The following is an 11,617-nucleotide window of genomic DNA, read 5'->3' on the forward strand; positions in this document are numbered from 1 at the left end:
GACTAGACCATGTCATGAGTTTATGAGAAAATGGCTAGTAGATCTGAAAACGCAACTCGATTGAACGATAGGTCAGGCGAGGACGCCATAAGGTCGATGGCGAGGAGTGTGAATGAATGAAAAAATGGAGTTTACTAAGTCTCGCTTCCGTTATGTTCTTAGCAGGATGTATACCATCTGTAGAACGAACAGAAGAAGATGTGATCGTTGTAGAGGAAACAGAAGAGGAAGAAGAAACGGAATACGTGATTACCCCAACTATTGACACTCCTGATCGATATTATCGAAACGTGTTAAAAGATGGGACGTATAATCGAAGTCAAGCACGGGGAGTCGTGGCTGATGCTATGGAAAACCGTGTAGATATCAATCAATTTGAATTGGGACTAATTGAGATTGCAAGTGGTTTTTACGATCAAGAAGATTACTACTTCCAAGAGGGACAATTTCTAAGCGGAGAGCGAATTAATAGCTGGATACGCAGATATAATTCCGATGAAGAAAATGGAAATGTACACGGATTAAATCCTTCTCTAGGGGAAGGGGATTCTTTAGAAGAACGAATGAGGGACAATCCACTCGTGTTATCTCACGTTATGGAACATAACTATTATTACGGTAGTGAAGAAGAAGGTGTGAACCTTGGGGGCGTTGTGATCGGAATATCTTTACGCTCAGTTTACTATTTCCAAACAGAAAATGAAGACGGGCGCTTGAATTTCCATGAAGAGCCGTTAGATCCCGAATATACAGAAGAAAAAGGAAGAGAATTCGCTCAGGAAATTCTTGAACGCTTGCGGGAAATGGAAGGTTTAGAGGAAGTACCGATTACATTTGCTCTATACCAAGAAGAGTCAAGAGGAGCAGTAGCTCCAGGGTCGTTCATTGGGGTGGCAGAAGCAGGTAGCGGTCAGTCTGAACTACAAAGTTGGGAAGCGATTAGTGAAGATTTTATTGTTTTCCCTTCTGCAGATGCTAGAGATAGACAGCCTAATATTTCCAGTAGTTTCTCTCAGTTTAGAGAAGACATCGAGGAGTTCTTTGACCGAACGGTTGGAGTTGTAGGTAAAGGTCGTTACAAGAATGAATCCCTTGAAGAATTAAAGATTGAGATAAACATTCAATCTCACGGAAAAGCGGAAATCATTGCCCTTACTCAATTCATCAGTGGGAGAATCGATTCTACATTTTCAGTAGAATCCCCAATCTATGTGTACGTTGAATCGATAAATGGACCAGAATCTTTGATCATTAATTACCCTGATCAAGAACCTTATATTCATGTTTACAAATAACGACGGAAAACTCCCGAATAAGTTCGGGAGTTTTTTTATGGGCTGCTAGTTTAAGCCGTTCTCTAGCCAGTATAAGTCTCAGTCTCATTGTAGCCACTAAAAAAAAATTGTCGAAAATTAACACGTCACCCTAGCGAATAATGTCCTAAACGATTTATATAAGACTAAAGGCCGATTGTGAGAAACTAAGGCATTTTTGAGAACAAATCAAATTAATTTTCATTTTTCATGATGAATATATATGTCTGAATATGGACGAGAACGAGTACATACAAATTGTAAATGTATAAATATACACATTAAATCAAAATAAGAAAATAATTAAAATGTTCTGATAAATATAATGTGTTATAGTTCTGCTTATGACTTTCCGGTCGAAAAAAGAGGATATTTTGGATAATTCGGAGAATTGTATAGTGTTGCATATATAAGATAAGATAAGGTATCTTATATAATGACATACTTTTTTAGATTTTTAATTTATCTGAAGGTTATCAGAGAGGTACAGACGAAGGAGGTGATCCCATGGAACACGCTTTAACGACAGCGACCTGGTTCTGGTTATTTGTTCCGATGCCAATATTAGTGATTTTATCAATTATTACATTCTTTACTGAGAGGAGAGAGTAGTTATGGATACTTCTACGTTAATTACGTTTATTATTTATTTAGTAGGTATGCTTGCCATCGGGCTTGTGGCCTATAAAATGACGAGCAATTTGTCGGATTATGTTTTAGGAGGACGTCGATTAGGCGGGGGTGTAGCTGCATTAAGTGCAGGGGCATCTGATATGAGTAGCTGGCTATTATTAGGACTGCCTGGTGCCATGTACGCGTCTGGGATGACAGAAATATGGATCGGGGTAGGTCTTGCAATCGGTGCTTATTTAAACTGGCAGTTCATTGCAACACGTCTTCGAATGTACACAGAAATTGCTGGTGATTCAATTACGCTTCCTGATTTCTTTGAAAACCGATTTAAAGATGATTCGAAAATATTACGCATTGTTTCAGCCCTTGTTATTTTAGTGTTTTTCGCGTTTTATACCTCATCTGGTTTAGTTGGTGGAGCTATTTTATTTGAAAGTTCATTTGGATTTTCATATACACAAGCGTTATGGATAGGAGCTATCGTTATAATTTCCTATACATTCTTAGGTGGTTTCTTGGCCGTTTCTTGGACAGACTTTGCACAGGGAATTTTGATGTTCTTAGCATTGGTGATTGTGCCGATCGTAGCCATTTCTCAAATGGGTGGCTGGGGTGAAACTGTTCAGGCAGTAGGCGAAATTGATCCTGTCTACTTAGATGTATTTACGGGTACATCAGCGCTCGGAATTATTTCATTATTAGCTTGGGGACTTGGTTACTTTGGTCAGCCTCATATTATTGCACGTTTTATGGCGGTAAAATCAAAAGCAGAGATCCCAAAAGCTCGTTTAGTCGGAATGACATGGATGGTATTTGCATTGTTCGGTGCGATTTTCACAGGTTTCGTTGGGATTGCTTACTTTGCAGATGCTCCTTTAGACAATTCTGAAACAGTGTTCATTGAGTTTACTCAAATCTTATTCCATCCTTGGGTATCAGGCTTTTTACTTGCTGCGATTTTAGCAGCAATCATGAGTACGATTGACTCCCAATTACTTGTGTCATCTAGTGCGCTTACAGAGGATTTTTATAAAGCGATTTTCCGTAAGAACGCATCACAGAAGGAATTGGTTCTCGTCGGTCGATTAGGTGTGGTAGGAATTGCGCTCTTTGCGATCTTGTTGGCTTATAACCCTGAATCTACTGTGTTAGACTTAGTCGGTTATGCTTGGGCTGGTTTTGGAGCGGCCTTTGGTCCCGTTGTTATTTTAGCTCTTTTCTGGAAGCGAATGACGAAGTGGGGCGCACTAGCAGGAATGGTCGTTGGTGGTGTAACCGTCATTTTATGGGACATTTTACCAACCCCTGCTCTATATGAAATCGTACCTGGGTTTATCTTGGCTTGGATCGCTGTATACGTCGTTTCCTTGTTGAGTGGTGAACCAGAAAAAGAAATTCAAGATCAATTTGATCAATTCAAAGAAACGTTATAAGATATCTAAGCCCTCAAGCAGTCGCTTGAGGGCTTTTACTTAGCTTAATGAAAAGTTAGAGTGCGTTTACAAGTTCAAATAGATGAGTGATGTCATATATTTTTAGGCCTCATAACGGTATGATTGCTTGTGTAGTGCTTCTTTGGTATGATCATACTATTGTAAAGAGACGTATTGAGCAAATATTCTTTCAACTTATGGAGGTGGATGTAATGGAACGTATTACGAAAAATCAAGTGAAACACGTGGCTCATCTAGCCAGATTGAATTTTAATGAAGAAGAAATTGAAAAGTTTGCTTATGAATTAGATGAAATCATTGGTTTTGCTGAACAGTTAAATGAAATTGAAACATCAAATATTGAACCGACTTCACATGTTTTAGATGTGAGAAACGTCTTAAGAGAAGATGAGAAGAAAGAATCTCTATCCAGTGAAGATGCAATGAAAAATGCACCAGACCAGAAAGACGGACAATTCAAAGTCCCGTCTGTGCTTGATTAAGGAGGGAACCGAATGGAACTGTTTGATTATAAATTACGTGATTTACACGAGCTTTTACATAAAGAAGAAGTTTCCGTCACAAATTTGGTAGAAGCGTCCTATAAAAGGATTGAAGAAGTGGATGAGAAGATTGGGGCATTTCTACGATTGAACAAAGAGGCTGCTCTTGAGCAGGCGAAAGAACTTGACGATCAACTGAAAAAAGGTGAAATGGATCCTGCGGATACACTATTTGGCTTGCCGGTAGGGATTAAAGACAATATTATCACGAAAGGGCTGAAGACCACTTGTGCCAGCCAATTGCTTGATAACTTCGACCCTGTCTATAATGCCACGGTCGTTGAAAAACTTGCCGCAGCGAAAGCAGTGACGATAGGGAAGTTAAATATGGACGAATTTGCTATGGGTTCGTCAAATGAGAATTCCAGCTACAAGCAAGTAAGGAATCCTTGGGACTTGAATCGAGTACCTGGTGGATCTAGTGGTGGATCAGCTGCTACTGTCGCGGCGGGGGAAGTACCGTTTTCTCTAGGTTCAGACACAGGTGGGTCAATCAGACAGCCAGCAGCATTTTGTGGAGTTGTTGGACTTAAGCCCACTTACGGTAGAGTATCACGGTATGGTCTCGTAGCCTTTGCATCATCGCTAGATCAAATAGGACCTCTCACTCGTTCTGTAGAAGATAATGCTTACGTCATGCAGCATATTGCAGGACACGATGAGCGTGACTCTACTAGTGCCAATGTGGATGTGCCAGATTATCTTGCTGCCTTAGACGGAGATGTAAAAGGGATGAAAATCGGTGTACCTGAAGAATATTTGGGTCATGGTATTGATGAGGGTGTTAAACAAAAAGTAAATGAGGCTTTGAAGAAATTAGAGGAACTAGGAGCGATTGTTCAGAAAGTATCCTTACCTCATTCTAAATATGCTCTTGCAACCTATTATATCCTTGCTTCATCTGAAGCATCTGCGAACTTATCCCGTTTTGATGGGATCCGGTATGGTGTTCGTAAAGAACAGGACCATTTACTTGAAACATATAAGCATACAAGAAGTGAAGGATTTGGCAACGAAGTAAAACGAAGAATCATGTTAGGGACATTCGCTCTCAGTTCCGGCTATTACGACGCCTATTACAAAAAAGCACAGAAGGTTCGAACATTAATTAAACAAGACTTTGAAGATTTATTCTTAAACTACGATGTTATTATCGGGCCAACCACTCCAACAACAGCTTTTAAATTTGGAGAAAACTTGGACGATCCATTAACGATGTATGCCAACGATATTTTGACAATCCCTATGAATTTAGCAGGTGTGCCGGCGATCAGTGTCCCTTGTGGATTAGCTGACGGATTACCTGTAGGATTGCAAATTATAGGTAAACACTTCGATGAAGAATCTGTTTATCGTGTGGCTCATGCATTTGAACAAGCGACGGACCACCATAAATTAAAGCCGGAGTTATAGGAGGGAGGAACTTACATGAGTTTTGAAACGGTAATTGGATTAGAAGTACACGTGGAATTAAAAACAAATTCGAAAATCTTCTGTAGTTGTTCCACAGAATTTGGCGCACCACCAAATACTCATACATGTCCTGTATGTCTTGGGCACCCTGGAGTTTTGCCCGTCTTAAACAAACGGGCTGTTGAATTTGCCATGAAAGCATCGATGGCTTTGAATTGTGAAGTAGCAGAAATGACTAAATTCGACCGGAAAAACTATTTCTACCCTGATAACCCTAAAGCTTATCAGATTTCTCAATTTGACCGACCGATCGGTGAAAATGGCTGGATTGAAATTGAAGTAAATGGTGAGAAGAAACGTATTGGCATCACCCGTCTGCATATGGAAGAGGACGCTGGAAAACTGACCCATGATGAAGAAGACGGTCATACTCTGGTAGATTATAATCGTGTAGGGACACCTCTCGTAGAAATCGTATCTGAACCGGATATTCGGACTCCAGAAGAGGCTTACGCTTATTTGGAAAAGCTAAAGGCCATTATGCAATATACCGAAGTCTCGGATTGTAAAATGGAAGAAGGCTCGCTGCGGTGTGATGCGAACATTTCTCTACGTCCTACCGGACAAAAAGAGTTCGGGACGAAAGCAGAATTAAAAAACTTAAATTCCTTTACTAATGTGCAAAAAGGTCTTGCATACGAGGAGAAACGCCAAGCAGAAGAGCTGTCAAACGGAGGAAAGATTCTCCAAGAAACAAGACGATGGGATGATGCAGGTAAGAAGACGATCTTGATGAGAGTGAAAGAAGGATCTGATGATTACCGATACTTCCCTGAACCGGATCTAGTGAACCTTTATATTCAAGAGGATTGGAAGGAACAAGTTCGACAAGAAATCCCTGAACTTCCTGACGCTAGACAAAAACGCTACATTCATGAATTAGGTTTACCGGAATATGATGCTGGCGTTCTCACGCAACAAAAAGCAATGAGCGACTTTTTCGAAGCGGGGTTAAAATTAGATGGACCGGCTAAACCGTTATCTAACTGGTTAATGGGAGAAGTCAGTGCTTATTTAAACGACAAGAACAAAGACATTACAGATGTTCCAATGAAACCTGAAGCACTAGTCAAAATGATTCAACTCATTGAAAAAGGAACCATTTCGTCCAAAATTGCGAAGAAAGTATTCAAGGAACTGATTGAAAAAGGAGGCGATCCAGACAAGATCGTCAAAGATAAAGGCCTTGTACAAATCAGTGACGAAGGTGAAATTCGTAAGATGGTGAATGAAACTTTAGACAATAACCAACAGTCTATAGACGATTTCAAGAACGGTAAAGATAAAGCGATTGGCTTCCTAGTAGGTCAAATCATGAAAGCCTCTAAAGGAAAAGCAAATCCACAAATGGTTAATCAGCTGTTAGTGGAAGAAATAAAACAACGCTAATAAAAGAAGCAAAAGCCTCCTATTTTAATGGGAGGCTTTTGGATTTTTTGATTGTGAAGACGTTCCCCACCTTGATCAACCTACTCGTAAACGAGAGAATAACCATGAATAAAAAAGAGATGATAAGGATATATTGTTTTATCGGTGAATCTGCAGATTTGAGGAATTAGAACACACTTAAGGGAACTTTACTCGATGGTCTTATATGTTAAAATCATTAACATGTGTGAGAAAACATCCTTGTATATACAAGGGGACTAAAAATATTTCTTGATGATGGAAGAAGGGTATGAGACAAGCAAAATGAATGAATTCATAAAATTAGTTATCAGTATACTAAGTGTTGTTGGTTTAATCATTGTTGGAATTGCAGGAATGGTTTTAATTAGCTCAGCTTTGTTTCAAACGGAGATCATCGTCCAATCTTGGACAGCCTTATTTCTTTTTGCTTTTGGGACGTTTTTATGGATTGTTCCTTTGCAAGTCATTGATTGGATGAAACTGATTCCAGTTCAAAGAAGATTAAGGAGAATCATTTATCCTTATTTTATTACGTTTATTCAAATCGTTTTTTTCGCTGTCTATATGATTGGTTTGAATGTAACGATCAGTGACGTTGTATTCACTAATATGGGACTTATCTCATTTATTAGTGTCATAGTCTTTGTGGCCAATCTTGTTTACAGTCAATTCGTCCGGTATATTCGTAAGTACAAAAAAGCACGAGTTCATATATCTGCATAAAAACAGTCGTTAAACTCACTACTTTCAACCAGTTACTGAGTTTAACTAAATAGATGGTTCTTAAACGAAAAAAGTGTCCACTGAAGTGGGCACTTTTTTAAATAGGTTCGTTTAACGACGAGGATCTAATGTTGTCGAGCGTGTCATTTCAATAAACGGTAAGTCTGTAGAACCGACTTTTGTGAAGAAAACTTCCCGGCGAATAAATCCAGCCTTCTCATAAACTCGAATAGCCCGTTCGTTAAACGTTGCAACAACTAGTCGAACGTTGTTGAACTTAGTATGTATTCGAACCCAGTCCAATATGGCGAACATGAAGTCCTTTCCCAGTCCTTTGCTAGTGAATTTTGGATGAATACCGAGACCTAAATCGACAAAGTTCTCAAGATCATCATAAATTTGAGCTTCATACCCACCAGGAACCCGAGCTTCTTCGCCTAGACAAAAGTAGCCGAACACCTCGCAGTCGTTTGTGGAAACAAGGTAATATTGGCTACCGACCAACTCTGTCACAACTTCGATAGACCCATCCATGCTGTACAATTCGTATGGGGGATCGTATTGCCACTGAGCAATTTCGTGTGCGGCTTCCGTGGTCATTGACTTCATATGAAAAGAGACTTTACTGTGCTCACTCATTGGTTTACGCTCATATTTGGTTGATTACAAGTGAAACTCCAATTAATTGCAAAGATATCTTTGTTTACATGGGGGTGACCCCCGACTTCTCTACATAACTGTTGGGCCTGATGAATACTATATTCATTCATGATAACGAGGGAGACGACAAGCACCAACAAACATAAAGAAATAATAATGAATCTTTTTCCAGTTAATTTCATCATGATGAACACCTCCGACGCCTTAATTTTACATGAAGAGCCTAAATCTGTCATTGTTCTTAAAAAAACTTGAAATAAATATAAAAGGGAGAAAAAAAGAGTTATCAAGGGAAAACCAAAGATAGATGCCTATAAACCTCATTAAACTAAATATTCTGAACATTTACAATACATAATTTATTTATTATGATACGAAGTAAGCAATCAACATTGCTAATTTCAATAACGAAAGGAGATAGTAACCAACTAGAACAAAGATGAAATCTTAACAGAGTTTATGTAACCTATTATTCATGATTGAGGATGTGAATCCAATGACGTAAGTGAGCGAAATGTACCAAATCTGAACACTGGTGCATGGGGAACTAATTGACAAACATAAGTGAGAAGGAAGAAGGTAAGTAATTACATGATTGAGGAAAGTATAATGTAAGTGGCCCTTATTATCCAAAATAGGATAGAGGGTCACTTTTATGTTGATCTTTGATTATATAACTGTCTTAAGTCCATTACAAAAAAGACGACCTAGTTGGCCGTCTAAACACTGTGCTGCTCTTCTAATTGTTTTTTCTTTAATTTCTCCCAGTTGATATGGAGAAGTAATTGAATATGATAATAAACAGCTGCTGCAGCAATTCCGATCATGATAGAGGAGACCGATTCAGAAAGTGTAAAATAAAATTGACCATTAGCCATAGATGTGATCGCAAAGTAAATCATAGCTACGATGATTCCTGCCACACCATACATACCAAACGAACGGAAATAGGAGTGAATAGTGTCAAGGAAGGATGTATCTTCTTTTTTCATAATGTAATCAATGAGGTATGTTGCCGGAATACCCCCTAGTATAAATACAGGAGCAGTGTAAAAGGAGTGAATCCCCATGAGTAATCCATAACTTATCTCTTGTCCGTGCACGAACATATACTGATAACCAGCTAATATGGCACTAAAGAGAACAACTGACAACAAACTTATGAACAACCTGTGAAATAATTTTGACATTTTTATGAACCTCCTTTTTTAATATATTATCGAAAATTGATAAAGTCAGCTATGATTTTGCTCACAAATGTTGCATTTTTTCTGCCAACAAGAAAGTTTATTGCTTTAAAGTTTACAATAAAAGAGAATGATCATTAGCTTATTGATTCAATTTAATGGATTGAAGTGGTATACTGTCTTTGTTAATACGTGGAAACTGATGGAGGAAATGCGATGAAAAAGGCAAGATTAATCTATAACCCTTCGTCTGGAAGGGAACATGTGAAAAAACATCTCCCATATATATTAGAAAAGCTTGAACTTGCAGGCTATGAAACGTCAGCCCACGCCACAACAGGGAAAGACTCTGCAAAAAATGCAGCTTCTTTAGCTTGTGAACGCAATTATGATCTAATCGTGGCTGCCGGTGGAGATGGAACGATTCATGAAGTAATCAACGGGATGGCTGAACAAGAGAATCGACCTGCTTTGGGTATCTTACCTGGGGGAACGACGAATGATTTTGTTCGGGCACTACATATACCTAAAAATATAGAAGAAGCTTGCGACGTTCTTACAGACGGACGATTGCAGACCATTGATATCGGTAAAGTTGGCGCAACGTATTTCATGAATATTGCCGGAGCGGGAACGTTAACAGAGCTCACTTATGAAGTCCCGAGCCGCCTAAAAACGATGATGGGACAGGTTGCCTATTATGTAAAAGGATTCGAAAAGTTGCCTCGCATCCGCCCTACTCATGTCACGATTGAATATGATGGAAAGTGGTTCGAAGGTGAAATCATGTTGTTTCTTGTTTCCAATACAAATTCTGTAGGCGGGTTCGAGAAGTTAGCTCCGAAAGCTTTTTTAAACGATGGCTTATTCGATTTAATCATCTTAAAGAAGACGAATTTGGCCGATGTGGTCAGGTTAACAGGAGCAGCGCTACGTGGGGAACACGTGAAAGACGAGAGAGTGATATACGTCCAAGCGAACAGAATCAAGATTCATGCTGAAAACGAGCTTCAGTTAAATTTGGATGGTGAATACGGTGGAACTCTTCCAGGAGAGTTTATCAATTTACACAATCATATTACATTAATGGTACCTGATAAAAAGTTGAGTTGTTTTCAAGATTTATATTAGAAAAGGCACCCTCGATATTATATAAACGATACGATCTTTGATCCATTTAGGAAGAAGTTACACCCCTTTTCGTCGATGAAGTTAATCTATACACACATAAACTGACATAAAAAGCAGAGGGTGCCTACCCTCTGCTTTTCATATAAGCATTTTGTTCAATGCGATCAAATGTCTGAAGAGATCGAAGGGTTTGTACAGTTAGATATCCTTGCCATTCTGTTTTTACCTCGTTTAACCACAAATCTCTATTTTGTCCCCATGCCCAGAATGGTAGCCAGGAGCCATCCTTATCCTGATGAGCGATTTCATAGTCTAAATTAATCTCTACTAATTCTTCCAACAGTGAATACATCGGTGCGTCTGGTGTAGGAGCAAGCCAAAGAGGTTTGGCACAATAGCCCTGCCAGTTCTTAGGCTCCCGAGTGACTACATGTTCAACGGAAGGTCTCAAAAGATTTAATAAAGTTGATTTATGCGGTTCTGACATCTCGCCAGCTAAGCGTAGATAACAGAGAATGTTATGGAATTCCATGTCTCTTTGGTTCTTTTCAATGAAATCGAACACAGTTTCTCTCCACTTATTTAAATAAACAGCTTCGATTGCTTGAGGATAGGCATAGTAGTAACCAATGATTTCAGCTCCAGGATTTACTTGAAAGGTTGATGAATTCTCTTGTGAATGCTCCCACCAATCGGCTCGGGGAAAATCACTCATCTCCGGTAGAGTTAAAGGCCAATGATCCCAGCGCTCATAGATTGATGTGAAATAGTTCATAGAAGACTTAACAAAAGGATGACCCCACAGTGCCCCGACCTTCCTTGCGTACTGCATGGCTATGCTTGTAGCGATAGGACTTGAATGGGGCATACGAATATCTGGTTCCATACCATGACCAACACCACCATCTCTATTCTGAAAACGACTCAACTCATTGAGAACGGAAATACTAGAACCATTTGTAAAATAGTATTCAAATAATTTCTTATCCAATGGGCGTGCATAGGTCATGATGAAATCAACAGCTTTGTAAAACTGGCCAGTAGAAAGTTTCTTCATACTTTTCGCTCCTCATATGGATGAATTGTAGTCG

11 protein-coding genes are annotated in these 11,617 nt (G+C 39.1%); 7 read left to right on the forward strand and 4 right to left on the reverse strand.

Going from position 1 to position 11,617, the window contains the following annotated elements; all coding sequences use genetic code 11:
• Positions 1 to 116 precede the first annotated feature (116 nt).
• The 6 genes from CR194_RS15610 to CR194_RS15635 all read left to right on the forward strand — a co-directional run bounded on the left by CR194_RS15610 (position 117) and on the right by CR194_RS15635 (position 7,548).
• Positions 117 to 1,295, forward strand: a complete 1,179-nt coding sequence (locus tag CR194_RS15610) for a CamS family sex pheromone protein (RefSeq protein WP_110610730.1) — start codon at positions 117 to 119, stop codon at positions 1,293 to 1,295.
• A 632-nt stretch (positions 1,296 to 1,927) separates the two neighbouring features.
• Complete coding sequence (gene putP, locus CR194_RS15615; RefSeq protein WP_110610732.1) at positions 1,928 to 3,379, forward strand: sodium/proline symporter PutP; 1,452 nt, start codon at positions 1,928 to 1,930, stop codon at positions 3,377 to 3,379.
• A 212-nt stretch (positions 3,380 to 3,591) separates the two neighbouring features.
• Positions 3,592 to 3,882, forward strand: a complete 291-nt coding sequence (gatC, locus tag CR194_RS15620; RefSeq protein ID WP_110610735.1) for an Asp-tRNA(Asn)/Glu-tRNA(Gln) amidotransferase subunit GatC — start codon at positions 3,592 to 3,594, stop codon at positions 3,880 to 3,882.
• A gap of 12 nt (positions 3,883 to 3,894) precedes the next feature.
• Entirely contained in the window at positions 3,895 to 5,355 is a 1,461-nt protein-coding gene (gatA, locus tag CR194_RS15625) for an Asp-tRNA(Asn)/Glu-tRNA(Gln) amidotransferase subunit GatA (RefSeq protein ID WP_110610737.1), read from the forward strand.
• 15 nt (positions 5,356 to 5,370) lie between these two features.
• The gene (gatB, locus tag CR194_RS15630) at positions 5,371 to 6,804 is read left to right on the forward strand and encodes an Asp-tRNA(Asn)/Glu-tRNA(Gln) amidotransferase subunit GatB (protein ID WP_110610739.1); all 1,434 of its coding nucleotides are present in this window, start codon (positions 5,371 to 5,373) and stop codon (positions 6,802 to 6,804) included.
• 303 nt (positions 6,805 to 7,107) lie between these two features.
• Entirely contained in the window at positions 7,108 to 7,548 is a 441-nt protein-coding gene (locus CR194_RS15635) for a hypothetical protein (RefSeq protein ID WP_146035966.1), read from the forward strand.
• A 111-nt stretch (positions 7,549 to 7,659) separates the two neighbouring features.
• Here the strand turns inward: CR194_RS15635 and CR194_RS15640 are convergent, their stop codons facing one another.
• The 3 genes from CR194_RS15640 to CR194_RS15650 form a co-directional block, all read right to left on the reverse strand.
• Positions 7,660 to 8,148, reverse strand: a complete 489-nt coding sequence (locus CR194_RS15640; protein WP_158282294.1) for a GNAT family N-acetyltransferase — start codon at positions 8,146 to 8,148, stop codon at positions 7,660 to 7,662.
• Positions 8,149 to 8,183: 35 nt separating this feature from the next.
• Positions 8,184 to 8,393 carry a hypothetical protein gene (locus tag CR194_RS15645; protein WP_110610745.1) on the reverse strand — a complete coding sequence of 70 codons (210 nt, stop codon included), beginning with the start codon at positions 8,391 to 8,393 and terminating at the stop codon, positions 8,184 to 8,186.
• Between the two features lie 534 nt (positions 8,394 to 8,927).
• Positions 8,928 to 9,398 (reverse strand): hypothetical protein, encoded by a 471-nt coding sequence (locus CR194_RS15650; RefSeq protein ID WP_110610747.1) that lies wholly within the window; start codon positions 9,396 to 9,398, stop codon positions 8,928 to 8,930.
• 213 nt (positions 9,399 to 9,611) lie between these two features.
• Here CR194_RS15650 and CR194_RS15655 point away from each other — a divergent pair, with 213 nt between their 5' ends.
• On the forward strand, positions 9,612 to 10,526 hold the full coding sequence (locus CR194_RS15655) for a diacylglycerol kinase (protein WP_110610748.1): 915 nt from the start codon (positions 9,612 to 9,614) through the stop codon (positions 10,524 to 10,526).
• A 124-nt stretch (positions 10,527 to 10,650) separates the two neighbouring features.
• Here the strand turns inward: CR194_RS15655 and CR194_RS15660 are convergent, their stop codons facing one another.
• Complete coding sequence (locus CR194_RS15660) at positions 10,651 to 11,583, reverse strand: hypothetical protein (RefSeq protein WP_110610750.1); 933 nt, start codon at positions 11,581 to 11,583, stop codon at positions 10,651 to 10,653.
• Between the last annotated feature and the right edge of the window lie 34 nt (positions 11,584 to 11,617).

Source organism: Salipaludibacillus keqinensis (genome assembly GCF_003226325.1).
Taxonomy (GTDB): domain Bacteria; phylum Bacillota; class Bacilli; order Bacillales; family Salisediminibacteriaceae; genus Salipaludibacillus; species Salipaludibacillus keqinensis.